The sequence below is a fragment of the Vreelandella sulfidaeris Esulfide1 genome, from assembly GCF_054072535.1.
In genome coordinates this window covers 1,590,817-1,616,434 of the sequence record NZ_CM133364.1, presented here as the reverse complement: position 1 = coordinate 1,616,434, position 25,618 = coordinate 1,590,817, and the positions used below count along the sequence as shown (strand labels likewise).

Genomic DNA, 25,618 nt, shown 5'->3' with positions numbered 1-25,618 from the left:
CCACCCTGGTTCGATGCATCGACGCAGCCCTTACTGGTGGGCGTTCACGTAATCGATAGCTTCTTGAACCGTGGTGATCTTCTCAGCTTCTTCATCAGGAATTTCAGTATCAAATTCCTCTTCCAAAGCCATTACCAGCTCAACGGTGTCGAGCGAATCAGCACCCAAATCTTCTGTAAAAGAAGAGCTGTTCTGGATGTCTTCTTCTTTAACGTTCAGGCGCTCTGCTACAACTTTCTTCACGCGCTCTTCAATAGTACTCATTAACGTACTCCAGTCGTTCACATTAGCCGTTTTAGATAACCAGCTATTTGGAAACCGCAAGCCAAAAGCTGCGGGGTAGTTTATAGACGCCCTTGGGTCGACGCAACCGCCAAGCCTAAGGCCATCATCGCATATTCATACCGCCATTAACGTGTAGCGTCTCACCAGTGATATAACCTGCTGCATCACTGGTCAAGAAACCCACCGCTGCGGCGATCTCTTCCGGCGCCCCTAAACGGGCCAACGGAATTTGCTTTAGCAGCATTTCATGCTGCGCTTCAGGCAGTGCTTCGGTCATATCGGTAGCAATGAAGCCAGGGGCCACCGCATTCACCGTAATGGCACGCGAGGATACCTCACGAGCAAGCGCACGGCTAAAACCTTCCATACCGGCCTTAGCTGCAGCATAGTTAGTTTGGCCCAGGTTGCCCATGGTTGCCACTACGGAGCTAATTGACACAATACGCCCAAAACGCGCCTTGGTCATACCCCGCAAACACGCCTTACTGACACGATAGACAGATTTTAAGTTGGTATCCATAACAGAATCCCACTCATCTTCCTTCATACGCATCAGCAAATTGTCTCGCGTGATACCGGCATTGTTAACCAAAATAGTCGGCGCACCAAAGCGCTCAGTAATGGTTTTCAATACGCTATCAATACTGGCCTGGTCGGTCACGTTCAGACATAGACCGGCTCCCTCAATGCCGTTTTCCTGCAAATCAGCATCAATCTTCTCAGCACCGGCTTCGCTGGTCGCCGTGCCAATCACGATACGGCCTTGACGGCCGAGTTCACGTGCAATTGCCTGGCCAATACCACGACTAGCCCCTGTTACCAGGGCAACTCTACGTTCTTGTGTCATAACGTTCTGCCTTTAACCGGGTAATCAAGCAAGGATAGCGAAATAAAACAATCCTTGGTCACGCCTTATCAACCAACGTCTCACGCGCTAGTTCGAGCGCAGCATCCAGGCTATCAGGATCATTCACAGCCAACCCCTTACTACCCTTCACAATACGCTTATTGAGGCCAGTCAACACCTTTCCTGGCCCGCACTCAATAAATACTTCCACACCTTGGTCTGCCATTGCCTCAACGCAAGCACTCCAACGCACTGGTTGGTAAAGCTGCTCGACTAGGCGTGTGCGCAGTGTAGCCGTATCGGCATGAGCCTGAGCGTCAACATTTTGGATGACTGTATAGCGTGGCGCCCGTAGCTCAATGGCCTGCATGGCATCTGCCAAGCGCTCGGCAGCAGGTCGCATCAGGGCACAGTGCGAAGGCACTGAAACGGGTAAAGCCATGGCGCGCTTGGCTCCCGCCTCCTGACAAGCAGTTATCGCTCGTTCAACGGCCGCTTTGGCACCCGCTATAACCACTTGCCCCGGGGAATTGTAGTTGACTGCAGAAACAACATCACCTTGGGCAGCCTTTTCACAGGCGGCTTCAACCGAGTCATCTGAAAGTCCCAGGATAGCCGCCATGCCACCTTCTCCCGCGGGCACCGCTTCCTGCATCGCTTCACCCCGCTGGCGTACCAAATTAACACCTTCGGCAAAACTCAAGACACCTGCGCATACCATAGCGCTGTATTCGCCGAGACTATGGCCCGCCATGACGGTAGGTCGTGGTCCTTCCAGCTCTTGCCAAACACGCCAAATGGCAATGCTTGCAGAGAGTAACGCGGGCTGGGTGCACGCAGTTGCATTCAGCGTTGCTTCAGGACCCTCTTGGACGACTTTCCATAAGTCGTAACCCAAAGCATCCGACGCTTCCTCAAATGTCGTTCCCACCACACTATAGCGCTCGGCTAGCTCTCGCAGCATTCCAAGCTGCTGAGAGCCTTGCCCGGGAAAAATGAGGGCAAGGGGTTGAGACATGTCGTTCACCTTTGCTCTAGTAGGCATTTGCTCATATGAGCGATAGGCGAGGTTATTGGCACATCCTGATGCCACCTATAACCCGCAAAAAAAATAGCTTATTTATTATCTGATCATGGCTGGCGCGCACCATCGCCATCACTTGACGGCGCTTGCCAGCGGCCTGCAATCCGCGCAGGTAAGTTATGCTCTACTTCCTGCAGGGCACGCTGGATAGCGTAGTAGAAGCCATCGGCGTGAGTACTACCGTGACTTTTCACCACGATACCGCGCAACCCCAACAAACTGGCCCCGTTATAACGAACAGGATCGAGCTCTTGCTTTAATCGTCTTAACACAGGCCTGGCCAGCAGGCTTGCCAAACGTCCGCTTAAGCGCGACTCAAAGGCCATTTGCACGCGTTCAACCAACATGCTTGTCAAGCCTTCGCTTGCTTTGAGGACGGCGTTACCGACAAAACCATCGCACACCACCACATCAAGCTGACCTTTGAATAGATCCCCACCCTCTGCGTAGCCTTGGTAGTCGAAGGCACTATTACTGGCATATTGGCCACTTGCGTATTGGCGCAACAAACGATCGGCTTCACGCACACTGGCATTACCCTTGGTGGCTTCCGCGCCAACATTAAGCAGCGCCACACGTGGCAAAGCAGTACCATCGATACACTGCGCCATCGCCGCCCCCATCAATGCAAAATCGACCAACCGATGGGCGGGGGAATCCACGTTGGCGCCTAAATCCAGCAGATAACAGCGGCGCCCTTGGCGTGCTGGAATCGCCGTACTAATCGCCGGCCGGGAAATCCCCTCGATCATCCCCAGCTCGCGCCTTGACAAGGCAACAAGCGCTGCCGTATTACCGGCACTAACCCCAGCCAGTGCCTCTCCCTCAGCAACGCTTCGAAGCATTTGCGTCATGCTCGTTGCATGGCCTCGGCGTAACGCCCAGGCAGCCGTTGTCGCTGGCATAATGCTGGCGGATGCATCACGCGCCGCCAAACGTGACGCTGCCGCAGCCAGAGGCTGCGGCAAGCGTGAAATCTCAGCAAGTATTTGCTGACGCGGGCCAAACAGAATCACCTCAAGGCCTGGATGCTCCACCACTGCCTTTGCGGAGCCTGCAATAATCGCATGAGGACCTTGGTCGCCCCCCATCACATCAATCGCTAGGCGCATACCGCACTGAGTCCGTTTAGCCGCTTAGTAATTCAGCTGAGGCTTATACCTCGACCACTTTACGTCCACGGTAGAAACCGTCTGGAGAAACGTGGTGACGCAGGTGAGTCGTACCCGTTTCTTTATCCTGAGACAGCGTCGGAGCGGTCAGCGCATCGTGGCTACGACGCATGCCGCGCTTGGAACGAGTTTTACGGTTCTGTTGAACTGCCATGGGTATTTACTCCAAGGTATTTAAGGTAAAGGGTGCTTATTTTTTGCCTTTCAAGACATTGAGCACCGCGAAAGGGTTCGTCGCTGGCGTTGTTTCTGACGCCGCGCCTTCTGTTTTGCTGACCAGCTGCTCCGCCGAGACATGACATTCGGCTTCTTCGTGATAGACCACCTGTGGCAGGCTAAGGATTAATTCATCCTCAACCACTGTCAGTAGGTCCAGCTGTTCCTTTTCCACCAGCACCGGTTCATGACTAGCAGGCAACTCGGCCGCTAAGGCTTCATCAGTGACCATTCCAAGCAAAAAGTCACTGCTTACCTCTTGAGGCAGCGGCACCAGGCAGCGACGACATGCAAGCGCCAATGTCGCTTGCAAGTGGCCACGAATTTCACGACGACCTTGAGCATCGACGCCAAACTCGAGCACGACATGGCAGTCGCCGGTTTGGAGACCCGCTTCTTCGGCAAGACGCGGTAGCTTATCAAGCGCTACCAAGCCTTCGATTCGTTCGTGGCGGGCTGCAAGCTTATAAGGCTCGACCCGACTGGGGAGTTGTGAGGTCAACATAGGCGCGCAATGATAGGCACTCCCCCTGCTGGTGTCAAAGCTGTCGTTATAATTATTCACACCTTCTTCAATAAACAACCGACGTAGACCTCAACAATCCGTCAATGTAGGCACCTCTGCCTGCTTTCGCTACACTCTCATGCCTTGAAATCGCATTTGTGTAATGTTGCACAAGCACAACGTTGCCTTAGAAAAACCATGCAGCCAGGAGTTAATTGTGACCTCATCCTCAATGGCCGAGCCACCGAGCGCCCAGACATCACCGACCGAACTGGTACTTGCTTCCAGCTCGCGCTGGCGGCGCGAGCTGTTGGATCGCCTGCAACTTCCTTATCAGTGCCATTCGCCTGATATTGATGAAACGCCTCACAATGACGAAACGCCCCACGCACTGGTGCACCGACTTGCGCTTAGCAAGGCCAACGCCGTTGCACCGCACTTTCCTCATCACTGCATCATAGGCTCCGATCAGGTTGCAGTTTTCGAAGGCGAGATTCTTGGCAAACCACATACGGAAGCCAAGGCCCGCGCCAACCTGACCCGCTTTTCTGGCCAACGCGTCACCTTTCTAACCGGCCTAGCGCTGCTAGATACACGTCACCAGCGTCACCATGTCCATGTAGAGCCTTTTGAGGTGGTATTTCGCAACTTGAGCACACAAGAAATCGAAAACTATGTCGCCAAAGAGCAGCCGCTAGACAGCTCAGGCAGTTTTCGAATGGAGGGGTTAGGCATTGCGCTGTTTGAAAAGCTTGAAGGCCGCGACCCTAATGCCCTGATTGGGCTTCCGCTGATTGCGCTCTGCGACATGCTACGCCAAGCGGGCTTTGACCCGCTTGGCGCGCGCTAACTCAATCGAGCCTAATAGCGAAGCGGGGTATTGGGTGTACTCACGCCCAACACCTCAGCGACGACCTGGGAGAAACGACGTGTCAGGCGATCAAACGGATCAAGGCTGGGCGTATAATCCTGCCAATCGGTGTTACCCACTTGATTGCGAGACACTTGCTCAAGGCTGCCCAACTGATCAACCAAGCCTAGCTCAATACTCTGCTCACCATTCCAGACCAGACCCGAAAAAATATCCGGACTGTCGCTGAGCCTTTCTCCCCGCCCTGCGCGCACGTCTTCAATAAATTGGCGATGGGTTTGGCTGAGCACGCTCTGCCAAAACTGCTCCGCCTCTTCATCCAGCGGCTGGAATGGGTCAAGAAAAGCCTTATTCTCCCCTGCCGTAAGCACGCGGCGCTCAACACCAATGCGCTCAATAGCCTCCTCAAAGCCGAAACCAGCGTAAATCACACCAATCGAGCCCACCAGACTCACCGGTGACGCTACAATCTCGTCTGCCGCTGCGGCAATATAATAAGCACCGCTGGCACCGATATCCTCGATCACGGCAATAACCGGTTTATCGCCCTGTTCGCGCAGACGCATAATTTCTGCATAGATACGCTGAGACTGCACTGGACTACCGCCGGGGCTATTAATGTGCAGCACCACAGCGGCCGCACTCTCCGCTTCCCAGGCGCGGTTTAGCCCTTTGATAATGCGCTCAGCGTTGGCCGGTGAATCACTGGCAATCACTCCATTAACTTCAACAATTCCCAAGTGACGCTGAGCGGGCGGGGTAACACTCGGAGAGTCCCAAAACAGACTATACAGAGTGGCAAACAGCGTCACCAACACAATGGCGAGCACTGTTAGCCGGAAAAACAATTTCCAACGTCGACTGCGGCGCTGCTCGGTTAATACGCCTCCTATCCAGTGATCCATCATCTCCAACTGCGCTAGCCGCTGTCGTTCGCGCAGGGTTTCAGCATCATCGTCAGGCGCGCCTGACACCTGGCTGGCGCGTTTACCAGGGGGGACTTCTGGCCCTTGGGTCCAGCGATCCTCTTCCTTGCTACGACTATTACGGGTTGGTTCTGCACGCCCGTCGCCTGTGTCATCGGGGCGGGTTAGGTCGTCACTCATAAAATGTCCTTAAGTAAACACTGGCTACTCACCGTACAACCGATCGAAAAGCTCATTTATGCTAGTGGCAATCCATTTGGGCTGGCTGCGCGCCAAACGCTCCGTCGTATGTACGCCATAGGTGACGCCAACACGATCCATACCAATGGCGCGGGCCATTTCCAGGTCATACTCCGTATCGCCGACCATAACGGCTCGTTCGACGGGCACCTCTAGCTCGGCCAGCAGTTCCGAAAGCATTTGTGGATGGGGCTTCGAGCGGGTTTCATCGGCGGTACGGCTGGCGTGAAACCAGGCACCGCTGTCGGTCTCAGCAAAAATGCGGTCAAGACCACGGCGACTTTTGCCGGTCGCCACCGCCAACCGCTGCTGTTCACGGCCACGCAAACGGGCAATCTGCGCCTCAACCCCAGCAAAAAAAAGCATCGGCGTAGCATCCGCGGTAACAAAGTGGTGCGAGTAACGCTCACGAAGGCGCTCGGCCTGAGCAGGCAAAATACCTGGGCAAAGCTGGGCAATGGCTTCAGGTAGCCCCAGGCCAATAATATCTTCCACCTCAGCCGCTGAAAGCTCTCCCCACTCGGCTTCCAGAGCCGCGGCTTGCATACACGATACAATACGCGGCACGGAGTCCATCAGGGTTCCGTCCCAATCAAATATAATCAGTTCGTACTGCATGGCAGCTCCTTGCTGAAGGGCGCGTCAGCTTATTGACGAGCACGCTTAAGGGTTTCTTCAAGCGCTTCTGGCAGTGGCGCCTTGACGGTTACCGGACGCCCATTACCGGGCTCTGGAAACGTTAATGCACGCGCATGCAGAAACAGCCGCCCCAGCCCCAACTGCTTGGTGAGCAACCCGCTTTCTCGTGTGGCGTATTTATCATCACCCAACAACGCATGGCCCGCGTGGGCCGCATGCACACGAATTTGGTGGGTGCGTCCCGTCACTGGCTCGGCTTCGATCAAGGTGACTTTCTCAAACGTCTCAACCACCGAAAAATGAGTGCGCGACACTTTGCCGTTGGGGTCGACCCTTACCCGCCGCTCACCATTTCCCGCATCAAAACGGTCCAAGCGAGCGCTTTCGTAGGTTTTACGCGCCGGCCAGCGCCCGCTCACCAAGGCCAGATAACGTTTATCCATACCGTGCTTTTTCAGCGACTCATTGAGCGTCACCAACGCATCGCGGGATTTGGCCAGTAACAAGCAACCCGAAGTATCACGGTCAAGACGGTGAACCAGTTCCAGGAAACTCAAATCATCACGCACCTGACGCAGCGCTTCGATCAAACCAATTTTAACCCCGCTTCCACCGTGCACCGCCAGGCCAGAAGGCTTGTTAAGCACCATCCAATCAGGGCCCTCCATGATCACGCTACCCACCAACAGGTCGCGCAAATTATCGCTGACATCTTTAACCGCTTCCCGGGGCGCCAAGCGCAACGGTGGCACACGCACGAGGTCCCCCGCCTGTAAACGATAATCGACCTTTACGCGCTTTTTATTAACGCGCACCTCCCCTTTACGTACAATGCGGTAGATAAGCGCACGTGGCGCACCTTTAAGGCGCGTCATGAGAAAATTATCAATTCGCTGTCCAGCCTGCTCCGGGGCGATATCCACCCACTGCACTTCACGCCCTTCGGACATTACCGCTTACTCCTGCTGTAGCTCGATGACACCAGCCTAAAACGGCATTCTAACGTAGACCCAAGGGCATTGCGTCAATTGCTGGTCGTTGTCTTTACTGTTATATTCCAAAACGTCCACCAGCCAAGTGCAGAATGCTTTCTCGTCTAGCGTTAGCGACTAGCTGATAACTAGCTACTCGGTTAAATTCGGTAGCAGAAAGCGTCATCACTGAGCTCGGTTAATGCGCCTGCCCGACTAACACGCAGGCCTGGACACGAAAAACGGCACCAGTGTACGCATTGCCCGTTTTTTTTAGCACCAAATATGATCTTAAAAATGCGGTAACTCTGCCGGCCGTTTTATGCCGACAGATGTAACTAAGCCTCGCCCTCAACGGCAGGCAGTAACGAAACAACGCCACGCCCTGAGCAGCCCCTCCTTTCTCGTCACAAGGCGCTGGCTGACTCTGGGCGACAAGTTCAACGCTGTGCCGGTGGCCGGCGTTGGTGAATCGATGAATGCCAGGTGTCGGCGGTGTCAGCAGGGCCGGATGGATGTGACAATCACCGGAACACGTCCTGCCTCCGCCACGTACTCAACGCCCTACTGGCCGGGTTGGCGATGACGCCTTCCCGGCTTGACGCGTCAGCATTGCAATGCGCCGAGCACAAGCACGCAGCACCCAGCGGTTCGCCTACGTCACCCCATAGGCAGTTCGCCGGCACGCAACGCTATGCGAGACAACATGAAACGGATGCTTATTAATGCGACACAGCCTGAAGAGCTGCGCGTCGCCTTAGTTGATGGACAACGCCTGTACGATCTAGATATCGAATCCGGCGCTCGAGAGCAGAAAAAAGCCAATATTTATCGCGGCAAAATCACCCGTGTAGAGCCCTCTCTTGAAGCTGCGTTTGTCGATTACGGCGCTGACCGCCACGGTTTTTTGCCGCTCAAAGAGATTTCTAAAGAGTACTTTGTCAAAGACGTTTCCGGACGTCCGAGCATTAGAGAAGTACTTAAGGAAGGCCAAGAAGTCATCGTTCAGGTTGACAAAGAAGAGCGTGGCAATAAGGGCGCTGCGCTAACCACCTTTGTCAGTCTGGCGGGCCGCTTCTTGGTGCTGATGCCCAACAACCCGCGGGCAGGTGGTATTTCGCGTCGTATCGAAGGCGACGAGCGCAGTCAGCTCAAAGATGCCATGGGCCAATTAACTGTACCCGATAAAATGGGCCTGATCGTACGCACCGCAGGTATTGGTCGCAATCCAGAGGAACTGCAGTGGGACTTGGATTACCTGGTCCAAGTGTGGGAATCTATTACCACTGAAGCCGCCAAACGCCCTGCTCCGTTCCTGATCTATCGTGAATCCAATGTCATCATTCGCGCCATGCGCGACTACCTGCGCCAGGACATCGGCGAGGTATTGATTGATAGCCCTGAGATTCATGCTGAGGCACTGGGCTTTATTCGCCAGGTCATGCCCTCCTACCAGCAAAAGATCAAACTTTACGCGGACGAAGTCCCGCTATTCTCGCGTTTCCAGATCGAATCGCAAATTGAAACCGCCTATCAGCGCGAAGTGAAGTTGCCTTCTGGCGGCTCGATCGTGATTGACCATACGGAAGCACTGGTCTCTATCGATATCAACTCCGCGCGTGCCACCCGCGGCAGTGATATCGAAGAAACGGCACTGCAAACCAACTCTGAAGCCGCCGATGAGATCGCACGCCAGCTGCGCCTGCGCGATATCGGCGGCTTAGTCGTGATCGACTTCATCGACATGGGGCCAGCGCGCAACCAGCGTGAAGTTGAAAACCGCATGCGCGATGCGCTTAAATTGGATCGCGCTAGGGTACAAATTGGCCGTATCTCACGCTTTGGCTTGATGGAAATGTCTCGCCAGCGTCTGCGCCCCTCTCTGGGTGAAACCAGCGGCGTGGTCTGCCCCCGCTGTAATGGCCAGGGCACCATTCGCGATGTGCGTTCTCTCTCTCTCTCCATCATGCGCCTGATTGAAGAAGAGGCCATGAAAGAGAATAGCGCGCAGATCCGCGCCATCCTGCCGGTACCGGTAGCGACTTACCTGCTTAACGAAAAACGTAGCGTGCTGGCAGATCTAGAATCTCGCCAGGGTGTGCGCGTCGTACTGCTGCCCAACCCTGATATGGACACGCCGCACTACGATGTTCAGCGTCTGCGCGACGATCATCTGGACGAAGATGACACCCAAAGCCTTTCAAGCTTTGAACTCTCCACCGATACCGAAGTAGGCAAAGAGCCAACGCCTAGTTTTGTGCCTCCTGCTCAGCGTGCCGAAGCCGCCGTTAAAAGCGTTACGCACAACGCGCCTGCACCAGCATCGCTGCAAACCGAAGAGAAAGCACCTGCCGCGACCTCAGCGCCTGCGGCGAAAGCAACACCGGCGACCAGTGAACAACCCAGCGTCATCGGCCGCTTTATTCGAGGTTTCGCCAAGCTATTAGGCAGCGACGAAAGCAGTGCCGAGCCTGCGCCTGCCCCGAAGGCAGAAACGCCCGCGCCCCGTAAGCCAAGCGAGCGCAAAACCAATCAGCGCAGCAATGAGTCGCGGCAGAAACCATCACGCAGCGAACGCGGCGAAACCACCAGCCGTAACGCTCGCAGTGACAATAGTCCTCAATCGGAGCAAAAAACCGAACAGAAGAGCGATCAGCGCAACACCACTCAGCGTGCTGCCAATGAGGACAGTAACGACAAACGCAGTGGCCCTAGCCGCACCCGTAACCGTCGCCGTCATCCTCAGCAAGACGATGCCAACGGGCAAGAGCCGGCCAATAAAGTGCCTCGCAAAGAGACGCAGACGGATAGCTCTGCTAAAGATAACGCTAGCAAAGACAGTTCGGCGAAAGAAAAAGAGGGCAAAAACGCAGCGCAAAAAGAACCGCGCCGCGATAGCAGCCGTGACAATCAGCGTAATGAAGCGGTCAATAATACTGAGGCCAAAGACGACGGCAAGCCAAAGCGTACGCGTAACAACCCCCGTAACCGCACACGTACCCAGGCTATCAATCCTCAGGCAGAAGCTGAGCAGTTAAAACTGCAAGCCGAAGCACCGAGTGAGGCACCAGAAGCCGTAACACAGCCGAGTGAAGTGTCTGCTGATGAAGCTCCGAATGCCAACGTACCTAACAGTGCTGACATAACGAGCCCTTCAGAAACGTCTGAAAAAGCGGACAACGCCACAACGGCAGACCGGCCTGTGGCAGACAACGCAAAGGCAAGTAAGTCGACGCATCAGCGCCGTCAGCCTAAAGTAGCGCCCGAGACAGCGGTTGCCACCGACGTGGAAAAAGAGGCCGTTTCAAAGCCCAGCGAACCGGAATCAACAGCTAACGATGAGCCAATGGAAACGCCAACCACTGGGTCAACTGAGGCTGATTCCGAAGAGAACGAGCCTAAGACTCTGCTATCTGAAGCGAAGACAGAGCCAGCAGCAACTGATCAGGTTTCCGATAGCCAACCACCAGTCAGTGATAGCGAGTCGGTAACACCTGAAGCCATCGAGCCGCCTGCGGGCAACATTGTGGATCCTGCGGCGAGTATCGATGAGGCCGCTTCCCCGGCTGCTTTGGATGCTGAGGATACTTATCAAAGTAACGAAGAGCGTCAGCCCGAAACACCCGCAAACGCTCAGGAAGCTCACCAGGAATCAGCAACCCCAAGCGATTCTAAGAGCGTCGCCGCGGCTCCTTCGGTTGAAGAACTCTCCAACAGCGAGCCGAAGCAAGAAGCAGCGGAAAAAGGCGATGAGCCAAAGAATGTCAAAGAGAGTAACGACGAAGAAAGCAGCGCTAAAGAAGGCAGCGGTGAACTGAATAGCACTGAAGAAAATAGTACTGATGAGAGTAGTACTAAAGAGAATAGTGCTGAAGAAAACAGCACTGAAAAGAGTAGCGACGAACGGATAATGACTGAAGCCCCTGCTACCGAAGCAGCGCCTCAGCTCGCTCAGCCGATCGCCAGTGAAGCGCCTGCTGAAGACGCAGTAACTGAAGACGCGCCTAAACCGCGGCGGCGTCGCACCCGGGCCCACAATGACCCGCGTGAGAAACGTAAGCAGGCACAGCAAGACACCTACTCAGAGTAATTCGGGCACGTGTGTTGCATGTGTTGAATAGCAAAATCCCCGCTTATGCGGGGATTTTGTCTTTTAGCAGGCGCATTTTAAACAACAGCAGAAGCGGCCAATATAGCTACGGATTAACTAACCGCGGCTCGGGCTCCAGCCGAACGCCAAAGCGTGATGCAACCTGGTCAACGATATAGTTCGCTGTTTTCAGCAAGCCATGGCGATCACCACCGCCAAAATGTACCAGCACCAGCGCTTGATGCTGGTGCACACCAAAGACGCCATCCTGCATTCCTTTCAAGCCACACTGGTCAATTAACCAACCCGCCGCCAGCTTTGTTTGCCCTTTTCCCTGGGGAAAGTGAGGCATCGTGGGATACCGACGCAGCAGTCGCGTCACCTGCTGATCCTCCACCAGCGGGTTCTTGAAAAAACTCCCTGCGTTGGCAAGCAACTCAGGATCAGGCAGCTTCTCGCGCCGAATGGCACATACCGCGTTGGCGACTGCTAGCGGTGTAGGTGAATTGGATAGTCGCTCAGCAAGATCACCGTAACCGAGCTGCGGAGCTGGCGTGCGCGACAAACGCAACACCAATTGGGTGATCACCACCCTATCAGCCAGCTCGCGTTTAAAGATACTGTCGCGGTACCCCAGCTTGCATTGCTGGGCGTCAAGCCAATCGACACGTCCTGTTGCAAGCTCCATTACCTGCACCGCTTGCAGCGTATCGGCAAGCTCAGCGCCATAGGCGCCTATATTTTGCACCGGCGCTGCCCCGCAGCTACCAGGAATCAACGCTAGATTTTCAATTCCCCATAGCCCTCGTTCAGCAGTTGCCATTACCAAAGTGTGCCAATTAACCCCAGCACCCACGTGGACAAACACATGGTCCTTTGAATATCTTTGTTGAGCGGTCAGCCACCATTGATCCAACGCTGGCCGCACTACCAAGCCCGGCAACTGATCAGGCAGCAGTACATTGCTGCCACCGCCGAGTATCGTGGTAGGCCATCCCTGCTGGCGTGCCTGAGCGAGTAAAGCGCGCAGCGCTGATAAGGTAGCTGGCGCCGCAAAATGCTCGGCCTTGCAGGGTAGCCGCAGTGTGTTGGCAAGCGTTAGATCAACATCGGTTTGCAGATTCAAAGCCGCCACCTCAGCGCTCACGCTTAAGGTGTTGAACGAGCCCTGCTGATGCAGCTTCGATTAAATTCAAAACGTTTTCAAAACCTTCTTCACCGCCATAGTAGGGATCCGGCACCTCAGCACCCGGCGTACCGGCAAAATCCAAAAACAGACCAACGTAGGCTTGGCTGTTAGCGGGTTTTAGGCCGCGAATGGCACGTACATTATCCTGATCCATGCCCAGCACGTAATCATACTCAGCAAAATCCTGCTCGCTTAGCTGACGAGCACATAGGCTGCTTAAATCGATACCACGACATAGTGCAGCCTGTTGAGCCCGTGCGTCCGGTGCTTTGCCCACATGCCAGCTGCCAACGCCACAGGAGTCTATCTCAATATCATCGGCCATCCCCGCTTGCTCGACAGCGCGACGGAAAACACCTTCGGCGGTGGGTGAGCGGCAAATATTTCCCAAACATACAAATAACACTTTCACAGCGGCGCTCCTTGAGTCCTTTAACGACTGGGCTGAGCCAGTAGCGCCCGCACACGCGCTAAATCTTCGGCGGTATCGACGCCAGCGGGATTTACTTCGCAGGCCAACGCCACTTGAATAGTGTGGCCATTCTGTAATGCACGCAATTGCTCAAGTTGCTCAAGTTGCTCAAGGCTTGAGGCTGGCCAATCGCGGTAGGCTGCCAGAAAACCGGCCCTGTAAGCATATAAACCAATATGTCTCAGCCAGGCATCGGTCGCCAGTAACGTGGGTGGCTCTTTGAACTGTTCGCGATCCCAAGGAATCGGTGCACGGGAGAAATACAACGCTCGACCTTGCAAGGAGCGCACCACCTTGACCACGTTGGGGTTAAACAATGTTTCAACATTATTAATAGGTTCCGCTAGCGTCGCTATCGAAGCCTCGGGATCATCGGCTAGGCGCAGGGCTACTTGATCAATCAAGGCGGGCGGGATCAGTGGTTCGTCGCCCTGGACATTGACCAACAGCGCATCATTCGCCAACGTCAGAATGTCGGCTACTTCAGCTAAACGGTCAGTGCCCGATGGGTGATCATCTCGGGTCATGATCACTTCGGCGCCGTAAGGCAACATAGCATCACGAATGCGGCTATCGTCTGTCGCCACTACGACTCGGCTAGCGTGGCTTTGACAAGCGCGTCGCCATACGTGAGCGACCATCGGTTCCCCAGCAATCTCAAGCAGTGGCTTGCCGGGCAACCGGGTGGAGCCGTAGCGAGCGGGCACGACTACCGTAAAGTCAGGCACCGTGGGAACAGACGCCATGGAGTCTGGGAAATCCATCAAGCGTCTCCGATGTGACCTGGAGAACGTCCTGGTGAGCGCCCCGGAGAGCTAGGCAGCTTTTCATCGGCATCCATCGCGCGGGCCTCTTCCGGTAACATGACAGGAATGCCCTCTTGAATGGGGTAGGCTAAGCCATCGTAGTGACAACGCAGTTCTTGAGCCTCGCGGTCGTATTTCAGCTTACCGTTACACAACGGGCAAACCAGCATTGCCAGTAGTTCCTTATCCATGCGGTATCTCCTTTAGGAAATTGCTGACAGCCGCGCTGCCAGCCAATACTCAAACTCAGGTGGAAGGGCCGCTTCTACCTCTAGTACCCAGCTATCGGGCGGCGCCAGGGCGTTACACTTAACGGCGTCTTTGGCGGTCATAATCACTGGGCGAGGCTCTGCAAAGTTTAGCGCGTCAGCACCGTACTGCTGGTGATCCGCTAGTGGATGCCAGTCGCCCTTGATACCCAATGTAGAAAGCGTGCGAAAAAAGCGCTCAGGGTTTCCAATACCCGCTACTGCATGCACCGGCAGCGTAAACGGCAGAGGCACAAGGGGAAAACGCACGCCATCTTTCAAGCGGCGCCAGCACTGCGGTGCTAACTGCATAAATGTTGCAGAAGTGACAGGCAACGCGTGCTGTAAATCGCCATTGACGACTACGGCATCGACTCGATGGAGCCGATTAGGCGACTCTCTTAGCGGTCCTGCAGGTAAGCAGTGTCCGTTACCAAGACCTCGGGCACCATCCACGACTAACAATTCTATATCACGGGACAACGCCAAGTGCTGCAAGCCGTCATCGCTGAGAATAATATCGCACCCCGCCTCTACTAACGCCTGAACACCGCGCACACGCTTGGGGTCCGCCACCACGGGTAACCCCGTTTGCTGTGCCAGCATTAGCGGCTCATCGCCACTTTCGGACACGTTGGTGCTGGCGGTAACAAATAATGGGTAACTGGACGCTTTACCGCCATAACCGCGAGTCACGATACCCGGCGACCAGCCTTGCGCCACCAACCAACGAGCCAACCACGCTACCAGCGGCGATTTACCTGTGCCACCGAGGGTAATATTACCCACCACGATAACCGGCACCGGCGCCTTCCAGATTGCCTTATTGCCGCTTCGGTATGCCTGCTCTCTTCGCGCCATGATGCATTGGTAAAGTGCGCCCAAGGGTTTCAGCGGCAACAGCCAGCGGCTGCCCTGATAAGCGCCTTTAAGCCAGCGTGCTGACAAAGTTCTCTCTGCCCCCGCTCTTTTTGACAGGTTTCGCGTTATCCCGGTCATAGCGCTTCTTGAAACTGGAGCTGGTATAGCGCCGCATAGGCGCCGTCCGCATCCAACAACGCCTGGTGTGTGCCCTCTTCGATAATTCGCCCTTGGTCCATCACGATGATGCGGTCAGCGCGTTCGATAGTTGACAGGCGGTGAGCAATAACCAGCGTGGTCCGTCCTTCACAGACGCGCTCTAGGGCTTTTTGAATATACCGCTCTGATTCGGTGTCCAGCGCCGAAGTGGCTTCATCTAGCACCAACAACGGTGCGTCTTTAAAGATGGCCCGAGCAATCGCCAGTCGCTGGCGCTGCCCACCCGAGAGCATCACGCCGTTTTCGCCCACAGTAGTGGCATAGCCATTGGGAAGCTTGTCGATAAATTCATGCGCATAGGCGGCTTTAGCCGCCGCTTTAACAGCCTCGAGATCAGGATTGGCGATCCCGTAGGCAATGTTATCGGCAATTGAGGCGTTAAATAGCGTCACTTGCTGTGACACTAATGCAATCTGTTGGCGCAGCGGACCCAGGGCATACTCATCGATATTGATACCATCAATGGTGATACGACCTTGGCTAGGCCGGTAGAAACGCGGCAACAGACTGACCAGGGTGGATTTTCCACTTCCCGAGCGGCCAACTATCGCCACCAGCTCCCCCGGCGCCAAGCGCAAGTTAATATCATGCAGCACGTTGGGCTGTTCGTCGGCATAGCGGAAGCTTACTTGGTCAATGACCACTTCGCCGCTTAAGCGGCTTGCGATGCGCTTGCCATTGTCCTGCTCAGGCGTTGTATCAAGCAGCCCGAAAAGCTCTGTTGCTGCCGCCAATCCTTTCTGGATTTCACCATTAATTTCGGTTAATTGACGCACCGGCTTAATCATTAGTGCTGCAGCGGTAATAAAGGCGACAAACTCCCCGGGCGTCATACTCGCCATTAACGAAGGCGCCATTGCCAGCCATACCAATAACGCCATGGAAATGGCTACGAGCATCAGAATCACTGGAGAGCTGACTGCTCGTGTCATCGCCTCTTTCATACTTTGGCGACGGTTTTCTTCACTCACCTTCTCAAAGCGCTGTTTTTCATAGTCTTCAGCACCATGAGTGCGTACCACTCTATAGCCAGACAACGCTTCCGACGCAATATGGGTGACATCGCCCATAGAGTGCTGAATGCGCTTGGAGATCCGCCTAAAGCGTTTACTAACATAGCTCACTACCACGGCAATAATCGGAGTCACGCCCAAAAAAAGCAGCGTTAACAACCAGTTGGTCCAGAGTAGATAAAGCACTAACCCGACCACAAACAGACCTTCACGAAGAATAATCGTTACCGCCTTGGTGGCAGCCCCGGCTACTTGCTCAACATGATAGGTCACTCGTGATACCAGCTGACCGCTAGAGTGGTGGTCAAAAAACCGGCCGGGCAGATGGAGAAGATGGGCAAACACATCGCAGCGCAGAGTATGAATGACATAACGGCCCACATAGGCCATAAAATAAGTGCTTAGAAAAGTACCCAACCCTCGGGCAGAGAACATAATAATCACAAATAATGGCAGCAATAACCGAAAGGCTGCGTCTGGGTTTTGAATGCCGTCAATAAGACGCTTCATCATTTCCGCCAGAGCGGTACTCGACGCGGCATAGACCACAAACCCCACCACCGCCAGCCCAAAGGCACGCCAATGCGGCTTTACATAACCCAACAACCGTTTGTAGATAACCCAACCTGAATCAGTCACACGCGCTCCTGGCAATAGTGTGCAGTGCGCTGAATTCTACCTTATGGCGCCACGCTTCAACACCGGTTACGTTGTCCTGGCAGTTGTCGCGTCGTTTTGATTTCAATGGAATCGGCTGCGCCTAGACTAAAACGCAGCGCTCCATCCTGTGCCGTGCTCCATAAACAGCTCCCTTGCTGACGAAAACGGCGCACGACGGCGTCCACTGGGTGCTGAAAAGAATTACTTTGCCCAGCGCTAAATATGACATGCTTAGGCATAGCATGACGCACAAACTGAATACCTGAACTGGTGTCGCTGCCATGGTGACCTGCCACCAACGCACTAATGGGTAAACCTACTTCGCGCAGAAAGCGCCGCTCTATCTCGGCACTCACATCCCCCGTAATCAGCAATCGCTGTTCGCCGACACTCACTTCCAACACGCAGGAACGATCATTCGCAGATAGCGTATTCTCGCCAGCAGGTGGCCATAAGAATCGATAGCTAACCCCATCACGCTGCCATGCCTGACCACGCTGACAGGCAACACTTGGAACTGGCAGCGCTTCACCCGCAGGAGCTGTCCACTGACTAACCAAATGGTTGTCAAGCAACGCCTCCACACCCCCCGCATGGTCATTATCGCCGTGACTAACGATCACCTGATCAAACTGCTGTCCCGGCGACCAAAGCGTCTCTAGCGGCATAAAGCCACTGCGAAATTGCGGCCCGGTATCGTAAAGAAGGCGATAATGCTCACTGCGCAGTTCTATCAACTGCCCCTGCCCCACGTCATATACGTTAACGCTCACCGTGCTACGAAAGCTAGGCGGCGAAAGCGACCAAAAAGGAAGGGCTAGAACCAGCAAGGTAGAGGCCAGCCTCAATCCTGGTAATACACTAGGCAGCCCCCAGCTCAAGGACATCATCAGCAAAGCGAGGGCTAGCGGCATCGTCAGCAGCCGGTCGGGCTCCCACAATGGCCAACGCTGTACAGAGACCGTCAGCAGCAGGTGGAAAACGCTAAGCGACGCCTCAAATAGCCACCAAAAAGCCCCACCTAAAAAGGGGAACGGTGCTAGCAACCACCCCAACAGGGCGGTGGGTACCATCACCGAACTCACCCAGGGCACTGCGACTAAATTGATCAATGGCGCGGCGGGCGCTACTCGCCCAAACGCAACCAACACCGCGGCAGCCATTAACGGTGCTAGTAGCAATTGCGACCTAACCAGCGCCCAGCACCAGCCTTTTATTCCCTGAGGGCGCCGTCGCCCCTGCCAAATTATAATCAGCCATGCCACAGCTAAAAATGACAACCACATTCCCGGCCGCCATAGCGCCATTGGATCAACTATGAGTACCAATGCAATGGCTAGCCACCAAGCCTGCCATGGCCCCGGTGCATGTCGACCACTCAACACCCATAAACCAATCAGCGTCATTACCATAGCCCGCATAGCCGGTGGCGCCATCCCGGCAAGAGTGGCATAACTGACACACGCGATGGCCGCCAACCACCATGGCCAGGTGCGCATTCGCCAGTTGGTGGGTGTCGTTAAACGAGCTCCCAGCTTGGCTAGCATCAGTACAAACGATGCCACCAAACCAACGTGCAAGCCTGAAATTACGACCAGGTGTGTAGTGCCGGTAGCATTCAATAATGACCAATCATCCTGGGTGAGCTGCTCGCTATCCCCTAACGTTAGCGCTGCCAGCCAGCGTTTCGTGCGTTCGTCAAACGCCTGTTGATCTAAGAAGTCCAGCCCAAGCTGGCGAAGCGAAGGGCCGGAGGAAGAGAGCCGAACCGGCGGAGGATCCTGGCGTAAGTAGCCAGTCGCATGGATTCCCTCGCGCCAAAGCCATTGCTCATAATCGAATGTACCCGGATTGGCAAAGCCACTCGGAGGACGCAAACGCAGCGTCATACGCCACTGTTCACCGGGCTGGAATCGATTATCGCCATAAGCGGTTATGCGCACGTGAGCGAGTGCAGAGCAACTCGGCCGTTGGGCCGGGGCTTGGCAATGATCAACAGCTAATAGCAGACGCGTTGCGCCCCCTGCTGGCTGGGCGGTCAACACGCTTGCCTCAACAACAACATCTTCACCGCTTAACCCCGCCGGTAAACGGCTCGTCCATTCACGCTGCACGCCAGCAAACACCCATAGACCAATCAACAGCCATACGCCTAGGCGTGGCCGCCAGCCGACGACAAATAAAGCAGCCACCAACACCCACCCAAACGCATTAGATGTCATGCCTGCAGTGTGGCTATACCACGCGAAGCCCCCTCCAGTGAGAGCCGCTAAAGCAGCCGGCATGGCGACACCTAACCGCATAGGACCCTCCCTGGCGAACGTTCATTGGTGGCCTAGCATAGCCGAAGGGCAACGCTATATGGATAATGGGCAACATTGATAGGCAAGAGTATCCGCCATGCCGCGCCGGTTCCTGCAGCGCTACATGCCCAAACCCGACACCATCAGGAAACAGCGCTCGCTACGGTTTATGGCGCCGCTGATTGCCGACCCGGGTTTGTGGCTTTTAACTCGCCGAAGCGTTGCGAATGCGTTTAGCGTGGGCGTGTTTTGTGCCATGCTCCCCATCCCTTTTCAGATGGTGGTGGCTGCGCTGGGTGCTCGCCTAACGCGCTGCAATTTAGCCCTATCGGTAGGTTTGGTATGGATTACCAACCCCCTAACGATGCCACTGATTTTTTACAGCAATTACCGAATTGGCACGTTCATACTCGGCGCCCCAGTGCGGGAAGCACCCTCGCGCATTTCGACACGCTGGCTGGCCGAACAGATGCACGACATTATGCCGCCACTCATCATTGGCTCACTTGTAACGGGCATTATCGTCGCCATCGTCGCCAATATTGGCGTTCGCCTGATTTGGCGCTGGCATGTCTCACACCATTGGAAACGCCGCCGCCAGAAACGTCGGCAGCGGCGTGCTCAAATCGAAGCAGAACTCGACAATTAAGCTTGTTGGCGAGGCTTAAAGGCCCAGCCTAATGATCAAAGCGCTGGCATTTGCTCCACCAATTTACCTGCATCCAGCTTAAGAACGCGATCTTGATGAGCAGCAAGGCCTACATCGTGGGTTACAATCACAAACGCACAAGCACTCTCTTTGGCCAGTTCGTCCATTAGCGCCAAAATAGTCGCTGCGGTGGTCTGATCAAGGTTGCCCGTAGGCTCATCCATTAATACCAAGCTGGGATCGGTGACCAATGCCCGGGCTATCGCCACTCGCTGGCGCTCCCCTCCCGATAATTCACCAGGCTTATGATCCGCCCGAGGCTGCATACCTACCCGCTCAAGTATTTGCATCGCGCGCTGCTCTGCCACCTTTTTCGATTGGCCACGAATAATTAACGGTAATGCGGCATTTTCCAGTGCGGTAAATTCTGCCAACAAATGGTGAAATTGGTATACGAAGCCGATATAGCGGTTCCGAAAACGGCCCAACGCTGCTTCATTCAAACCTGACAGTCGCTGACCGGCGATAACCACACTGCCTTCACTGGGGCGGTCAAGACCGCCCAGCAGGTTGAGTAGTGTCGTTTTACCAGAACCCGAGCTGCCTACGATAGCGACCCGCTCCCCGGCGCGCACCTGCAAATTGAGCTTGTCGAGCACTGTCAGATCCTGGGGGCCTTCGCTGTAGGTTCGTGTCAACGACTGGCAATCGAGCATGATGGCCGCTTCTACTGTATTTTTAGACACCGTATTCGTAGACATCATGTCATCCTTATTCCTAAAGCCATTATTCATAGCGCAATACATCCGCTGGCTGAACCTTTGCCGCCCGCCAAGCGGGATAGAGCGTGGACAGGAACGTCAAACCAAAGGCAGCCAAGACGATACGGCTGACATCATTCCACTGCAGTCGAGAAGGCAGATCGCTAATGAAATACACCCCGGCATCTAAGAACTGAATGCCCAGTGTTCCTTCGACCCAACCGATCAAATCAGCCACGGTCAGTGCTAGCAGCACCCCTACCGCCACACCAATGGCAATACCGATCAGTCCGATAGCCATCCCTTGAACAATAAAAATACCCATAATCGAGCGCGGTGTAGCGCCGATGGTGCGCAGAATGGCGATATCGGCGCGCTTATCAGTGACCACCATGACCAATGTCGAAACGATGTTAAAGGCCGCCACGGCGATAATCACGGTGAGCAACAGCGCAATCATGCGCTTTTCCATTTGAATCGCCTGGAATAGATTGCCTTGCGTGTATGTCCAGTCGCTCCCACGGTACCCAGGACCAAGCTCATTGAGAATCGACTGAGTTTCGCTACTAGCGGCAAACAAATCATCCATCTGCAGGCGAAGCCCACCCACCGCATCGCCTAACCGGGCGAGGGTCTGCATATCTTCAATATTGGCATAAGCTAAATTAGCGTCCAGCTCAGCACCGACGCTGAAAATACCGCTGACGGTAAAACGCTTTAAGCGCGGGAAAACACCGGCGGGAGTTATCGATGCTTCGGGAACCAATAGCGTTACTCGGTCTCCCACACCAACGCCCAAGTTTCGCGCTAGCATCGAACCAAGCACTACGTGCCACTCACCGGGAACCAGATCCTCGAGCTCGCCTTGGATCATATGCTCGCCTATAATCGAGACCCGGTCTTCCCAATCAGGGTTAATGCCGTTCACCATGGCACCCTGATTACGCCCACCTACAGAGAACATGCCTTGCTGCTCTACAAAGGGCGCTGCACCGATAACATGCTCGCGTTGCATTAACTCTTCAGCCAATGCCTGCCATTCGACCATCCCTTCCCGGGACTCGATTTTGGCGTGTGGGACCATGCCTAAAATGCGTGTACGCAACTCATGATCGAAGCCATTCATCACCGATAACACCAGAATAAGTACGGCGACTCCCAACATTAACCCCAGCATCGAGGTAAGCGAAATAAACGAAATAAAGTGGTTCCGGCGTTTAGCGCGCACGTAGCGCAGCCCCACCAGAAAAGGCAAACGATCAAGCATGGCGTCATTCCTTATTAATAAGCGCTCATGGTACGGTTTTTTTAGTGTCTCTGCATGTTCAAACGGCCATTAGAGCAGCCAGGCACTGCGAGCGTTCAGATTAAAACGTTACGCTTGCAACTTGCCCAGCCACCGCCTACATTGCGCCGATTTACAATTTCCTCTGGGAAAGTCCTCTTTACTAAGCGTTGTTTAGTTTTTAATTCAACAAAGGCGTTCATGACGTTGGCAACTATGACTTATCGTCTGCTACCCGAATGGTATCCGCAAGACGGCATACAATTGACTTGGCCACGCCATGACGGCGATTGGGCCCCATTACTCGCACGTATTGAGGCTACACTCGAGCGTATCGTGATGGCCACCACACGTTTTCAGCGGGCGTTGATCTGCGTGCCCGATGAGCTAACACGACAGCGCTTGGCAGCTACGTTTGAGGCCTACGGCGTACCCGCTTCACGGCTGCAGCTTATTGTCGCACCCACCGATGACACCTGGGCGAGAGACCATGGACCGATCAGTGTCATCGACGAAAAAGGCCAGATGGTGATACTTGATTACACCTTTACCGGTTGGGGCGGTAAATTTCCCGCAGAGCGCGATAATCAACTTACCCAAAGGCTTGCCGATGCAGGGGCTTGGGCATGTCCAGTGGCCCCACGAGACCTGATATTAGAAGGCGGCGGTATCGAAACCGACGGTGAAGGCACCCTGCTCACCACCGAAGCATGCCTGCTTAACTCCAACCGTAATCCCACTCTATCCAGAGCACAGATAGAAGCTCAGCTTGGTGAGGATTTCGGGGTTGACCACGTACTGTGGCTGTCCAACGGCCATTTAGAAGGCGATGACACCGATAGTCATATTGATACTCTGGCACGCTTTTGTGATCCGAGTACTATTGCCTACGTTCGCTGTGATGATCCTAACGATCCCCACTATTCGGCACTGGCGGCCATGGAGCAAGAGTTACAGGCGTTTCGTCAGCGCAACGGTGAGCCTTACCGGCTTATCGCGTTGCCTTGGCCTCAAGCCTGTTTTGATCCGGATGATGGTCATCGCCTGCCAGCGACTTACGCCAACTTCCTTATTATCAACCAGGCCGTATTGGTCCCTACTTACGGCGACCCGGCGGATGTCACTGCACTGCATGCGCTAGCAAATGCGTTTCCCGAGCATATGCTGATCCCGATTGAGTGCACGAGCGTTATTCGCCAACACGGCAGCCTGCACTGTTTAACCATGCAACTTCCACAAGGCACGCTTGCTCAAGGCGCACCTGCCCAGCGCTCAGGCGATACTGACTGAATAAAGGAGCCATTATGTCGATTAAACCTAGTTCGAGGCTAACCGTCGGTGTGGTGCAGCAACCCGCTTGGCCGGACAAAGCTCAAAGCCTGTCAGCAAGCGAAGAAGGTATCCGCAGTGCTGCTGAGCAAGGCGCCCAACTGATACTGCTTCAGGAACTGCACGCCACCCACTATTTCTGCCAATACGAAGATCCCGCGTTATTTGATTTAGCAGAGCCACTCGATGGCCCTACCGGTCAACGCCTCGCGGCACTCGCCAAAGAGTTGGATATTGTCCTGGTAGGATCGCTATTTGAGCGTCGCGCGCCGGGTCTCTACCACAATACCGCCGTGGTTTATGACGGCGCCGAAGGGCGTGTTGGGCAATACCGTAAAATGCACATCCCCGATGATCCGGGTTTTTATGAGAAGTTTTACTTTACGCCAGGCGATCACGACAGCGCCCGCGGCGAAGGCTTCACCCCGATAGAGACGTCTTTAGGCCGACTTGGAGTTTTGGTCTGCTGGGATCAGTGGTATCCCGAAGCTGCCCGTTTGATGGCACTGGCCGGTGCCGATTTACTGCTCTACCCCACCGCGATCGGCTGGGACCCTAACGACGATGCCGCAGAAAAAACACGCCAGAAAGATGCCTGGACGATTGTTCAGCGCGCCCACGGCGTCGCCAACGGTTTACCCGTGCTCGCGGCCAACCGGGTGGGCTTTGAAGCGGATCACTCCGGCGTTGGTGATGGCATTCAGTTCTGGGGTGGCAGCTTTATTTGCGGACCTCAAGGGGAGTTATTGGCCCATGCGGGCGAAGAAACAGAGCAGTTAGTGGTACAGATTGATATGGCGCGCAGTGAAAATACCCGCCGCATCTGGCCCTATCTCCGTGATCGCCGAGTCGACGCCTACGGAGACTTAACTCGCCGTTACCGTGACTAAGCTTGCCTAAAAAAGTGACTCCAAGAAAATAAACGCCTGCCTAGGAAATACCCAGGCAGGCGTTTTTCATTGCATGCCGTTCTTTTTATACGATCTGGCTTGGCGTGTTACTTCCAGAAATCGCGAATAGAAGCGATACCTTGGGCACCCACGGCACGCGCATGATTGGCATCAAAGCGCGTCATGCCACCGAGTGCGAATACCGGCATGCCGGCACGCTCAACCAACTGTTGAAAATCATGCCAACCGAGCGGCGAGACTTCGGGATGCGACGGGGTGGTTCGCAGCGGCGACAAGCTGACAAAATCGCAGCCTAACACTGCTGCCTGAGTCAGTTGCGTTTGGTTATGCGTCGATGCAGAAAGCCACTTGTTTTCAGCTATTGGGCGACGTTCAAGCTGCATTAAACGCTCACTGGTCAAATGAATGCCATCGGCGTCAATGCGATCAAGCAGCGTAGGCTCGCCATTAAGCAGCAGTCGTGCACCGTGTTCACGGCACAGACTCAGGGCACGCTGGGCACGGGCTAGGTAAGCAGCCTCATCCAACTGCTTGGCACGCAGTTGCACCAAGCGAATCTTGTCTTCGCGTAACGCACGCTCAAGAAACGCATCAAAACGCGCCTCATCGGCCTCTTCACCGGTAATCAAATACTCGGTGGGTAACCTTACCGCCCGTAGGATAGGTAAGTTAGCCGCCGGGAAGGGATAGTTTGAGAGCTCACTCATCGGTACCCAGCGCACCGCCTGTCCTTCACGCCCAAACGGCTCACCGGCAAACTCGTGCACTTGCCATACATCGAGCAGAATATGCTTGTCTGGATATTCATGATGGACGCGAATCAGTGGCTGGGCGCAAACGATTTCAATGCCCAATTCTTCGTGCAACTCGCGCTTCAAGCCCTCAAGACCGGTTTCATAAGGAGCCAGCTTGCCACCGGGAAATTCCCACAACCCGCCGTGATCAACGTTTGACGGCCGACGAGCAATCAGTACTTGCTGTTGATCGGCGCTGATAATCGCAGCTGCTGCGACGTGAACCCGTCGTTTTACCTTTACACTCATTACGTCTTTATCCACTGTGTGCG

General features: G+C 54.8%; 24 protein-coding genes. 5 read left to right on the top strand and 19 right to left on the bottom strand.

Annotated features, from left to right (window positions below; all coding sequences use genetic code 11):
- Positions 1 to 30: 30 nt before the first annotated feature.
- The 6 genes from acpP to ACW44H_RS07405 all read right to left on the bottom strand — a co-directional run bounded on the left by acpP (position 31) and on the right by ACW44H_RS07405 (position 4,109).
- Positions 31 to 264, bottom strand: a complete 234-nt coding sequence (gene acpP / locus ACW44H_RS07430) for an acyl carrier protein (protein WP_008956801.1) — start codon at positions 262 to 264, stop codon at positions 31 to 33.
- Positions 265 to 388: 124 nt separating this feature from the next.
- Positions 389 to 1,132 (bottom strand): 3-oxoacyl-ACP reductase FabG, encoded by a 744-nt coding sequence (fabG, locus tag ACW44H_RS07425; protein ID WP_113268125.1) that lies wholly within the window; start codon positions 1,130 to 1,132, stop codon positions 389 to 391.
- 58 nt (positions 1,133 to 1,190) lie between these two features.
- A complete protein-coding gene (gene fabD, locus ACW44H_RS07420; protein WP_457508114.1) occupies positions 1,191 to 2,150 on the bottom strand; it encodes an ACP S-malonyltransferase in 960 nt (319 codons plus the stop codon).
- A gap of 113 nt (positions 2,151 to 2,263) precedes the next feature.
- Entirely contained in the window at positions 2,264 to 3,328 is a 1,065-nt protein-coding gene (gene plsX, locus ACW44H_RS07415) for a phosphate acyltransferase PlsX (RefSeq protein WP_457508112.1), read from the bottom strand.
- Positions 3,329 to 3,371: 43 nt separating this feature from the next.
- Entirely contained in the window at positions 3,372 to 3,542 is a 171-nt protein-coding gene (gene rpmF, locus ACW44H_RS07410) for a 50S ribosomal protein L32 (RefSeq protein ID WP_007114757.1), read from the bottom strand.
- A gap of 36 nt (positions 3,543 to 3,578) precedes the next feature.
- The gene (locus tag ACW44H_RS07405; RefSeq protein WP_113268416.1) at positions 3,579 to 4,109 is read right to left on the bottom strand and encodes a YceD family protein; all 531 of its coding nucleotides are present in this window, start codon (positions 4,107 to 4,109) and stop codon (positions 3,579 to 3,581) included.
- A gap of 232 nt (positions 4,110 to 4,341) precedes the next feature.
- On the opposite strand from ACW44H_RS07405, the gene ACW44H_RS07400 reads away from it, so the two are divergent.
- Positions 4,342 to 4,959, top strand: coding sequence for a Maf family protein (locus tag ACW44H_RS07400; protein WP_457508969.1), 618 nt, complete (start codon positions 4,342 to 4,344; stop codon positions 4,957 to 4,959).
- An 11-nt stretch (positions 4,960 to 4,970) separates the two neighbouring features.
- Here ACW44H_RS07400 and sppA read toward each other — a convergent pair whose 3' ends face one another.
- The 3 genes from sppA to ACW44H_RS07385 are packed head-to-tail and all read right to left on the bottom strand — an operon-like array spanning position 4,971 to position 7,735.
- Entirely contained in the window at positions 4,971 to 6,086 is a 1,116-nt protein-coding gene (gene sppA / locus ACW44H_RS07395; RefSeq protein WP_457508110.1) for a signal peptide peptidase SppA, read from the bottom strand.
- 24 nt (positions 6,087 to 6,110) lie between these two features.
- Positions 6,111 to 6,764 carry an HAD family hydrolase gene (locus tag ACW44H_RS07390; protein ID WP_457508108.1) on the bottom strand — a complete coding sequence of 218 codons (654 nt, stop codon included), beginning with the start codon at positions 6,762 to 6,764 and terminating at the stop codon, positions 6,111 to 6,113.
- Between the two features lie 29 nt (positions 6,765 to 6,793).
- On the bottom strand, positions 6,794 to 7,735 hold the full coding sequence (locus ACW44H_RS07385) for an RluA family pseudouridine synthase (RefSeq protein ID WP_457508106.1): 942 nt from the start codon (positions 7,733 to 7,735) through the stop codon (positions 6,794 to 6,796).
- 727 nt (positions 7,736 to 8,462) lie between these two features.
- Here ACW44H_RS07385 and rne point away from each other — a divergent pair.
- A complete protein-coding gene (rne, locus tag ACW44H_RS07380) occupies positions 8,463 to 11,846 on the top strand; it encodes a ribonuclease E (protein WP_457508104.1) in 3,384 nt (1,127 codons plus the stop codon).
- A 106-nt stretch (positions 11,847 to 11,952) separates the two neighbouring features.
- On the opposite strand, the gene murB is transcribed toward rne, so the two are convergent.
- From murB to ACW44H_RS07345, 7 genes are read right to left on the bottom strand one after another with little or no spacing between them, the layout of a single operon-like run.
- Complete coding sequence (gene murB, locus ACW44H_RS07375) at positions 11,953 to 12,972, bottom strand: UDP-N-acetylmuramate dehydrogenase (RefSeq protein ID WP_457508102.1); 1,020 nt, start codon at positions 12,970 to 12,972, stop codon at positions 11,953 to 11,955.
- A gap of 10 nt (positions 12,973 to 12,982) precedes the next feature.
- On the bottom strand, positions 12,983 to 13,447 hold the full coding sequence (locus tag ACW44H_RS07370; RefSeq protein ID WP_113268134.1) for a low molecular weight protein-tyrosine-phosphatase: 465 nt from the start codon (positions 13,445 to 13,447) through the stop codon (positions 12,983 to 12,985).
- Between the two features lie 20 nt (positions 13,448 to 13,467).
- Entirely contained in the window at positions 13,468 to 14,271 is an 804-nt protein-coding gene (kdsB, locus tag ACW44H_RS07365) for a 3-deoxy-manno-octulosonate cytidylyltransferase (RefSeq protein WP_457508100.1), read from the bottom strand.
- Positions 14,271 to 14,504: a Trm112 family protein gene (locus ACW44H_RS07360; protein WP_457508098.1), complete on the bottom strand. Its 234-nt coding sequence runs from the start codon at positions 14,502 to 14,504 to the stop codon at positions 14,271 to 14,273. Before ACW44H_RS07360 ends, kdsB begins: the two co-directional genes overlap by 1 nt.
- Positions 14,505 to 14,516: 12 nt before the next feature.
- Positions 14,517 to 15,560: a tetraacyldisaccharide 4'-kinase gene (gene lpxK, locus ACW44H_RS07355; protein WP_457508096.1), complete on the bottom strand. Its 1,044-nt coding sequence runs from the start codon at positions 15,558 to 15,560 to the stop codon at positions 14,517 to 14,519.
- Positions 15,557 to 17,293 (bottom strand): lipid A export permease/ATP-binding protein MsbA, encoded by a 1,737-nt coding sequence (gene msbA / locus ACW44H_RS07350; RefSeq protein ID WP_457508094.1) that lies wholly within the window; start codon positions 17,291 to 17,293, stop codon positions 15,557 to 15,559. Before msbA ends, lpxK begins: the two co-directional genes overlap by 4 nt.
- Positions 17,294 to 17,349: 56 nt before the next feature.
- Positions 17,350 to 19,617 carry a DNA internalization-related competence protein ComEC/Rec2 gene (locus ACW44H_RS07345; RefSeq protein WP_457508093.1) on the bottom strand — a complete coding sequence of 756 codons (2,268 nt, stop codon included), beginning with the start codon at positions 19,615 to 19,617 and terminating at the stop codon, positions 17,350 to 17,352.
- 97 nt (positions 19,618 to 19,714) lie between these two features.
- Here ACW44H_RS07345 and ACW44H_RS07340 point away from each other — a divergent pair, with 97 nt between their 5' ends.
- The gene (locus ACW44H_RS07340; protein ID WP_113268139.1) at positions 19,715 to 20,266 is read left to right on the top strand and encodes a DUF2062 domain-containing protein; all 552 of its coding nucleotides are present in this window, start codon (positions 19,715 to 19,717) and stop codon (positions 20,264 to 20,266) included.
- 35 nt (positions 20,267 to 20,301) lie between these two features.
- Here ACW44H_RS07340 and ACW44H_RS07335 read toward each other — a convergent pair whose 3' ends face one another.
- Positions 20,302 to 21,027: an ABC transporter ATP-binding protein gene (locus tag ACW44H_RS07335; RefSeq protein WP_113268140.1), complete on the bottom strand. Its 726-nt coding sequence runs from the start codon at positions 21,025 to 21,027 to the stop codon at positions 20,302 to 20,304.
- A 25-nt stretch (positions 21,028 to 21,052) separates the two neighbouring features.
- On the bottom strand, positions 21,053 to 22,294 hold the full coding sequence (locus ACW44H_RS07330) for a lipoprotein-releasing ABC transporter permease subunit (protein ID WP_113268141.1): 1,242 nt from the start codon (positions 22,292 to 22,294) through the stop codon (positions 21,053 to 21,055).
- Between the two features lie 234 nt (positions 22,295 to 22,528).
- Between ACW44H_RS07330 and ACW44H_RS07325 the strand changes: the two genes are divergently transcribed.
- Positions 22,529 to 23,602, top strand: coding sequence for an agmatine deiminase family protein (locus ACW44H_RS07325; RefSeq protein WP_457508967.1), 1,074 nt, complete (start codon positions 22,529 to 22,531; stop codon positions 23,600 to 23,602).
- Positions 23,603 to 23,616: 14 nt separating this feature from the next.
- Positions 23,617 to 24,531 (top strand): carbon-nitrogen hydrolase, encoded by a 915-nt coding sequence (locus ACW44H_RS07320; protein WP_457508090.1) that lies wholly within the window; start codon positions 23,617 to 23,619, stop codon positions 24,529 to 24,531.
- A gap of 107 nt (positions 24,532 to 24,638) precedes the next feature.
- Here the strand turns inward: ACW44H_RS07320 and ACW44H_RS07315 are convergent, their stop codons facing one another.
- Entirely contained in the window at positions 24,639 to 25,595 is a 957-nt protein-coding gene (locus ACW44H_RS07315) for a Nudix family hydrolase (RefSeq protein WP_457508088.1), read from the bottom strand.
- Positions 25,596 to 25,618: the final 23 nt, after the last annotated feature.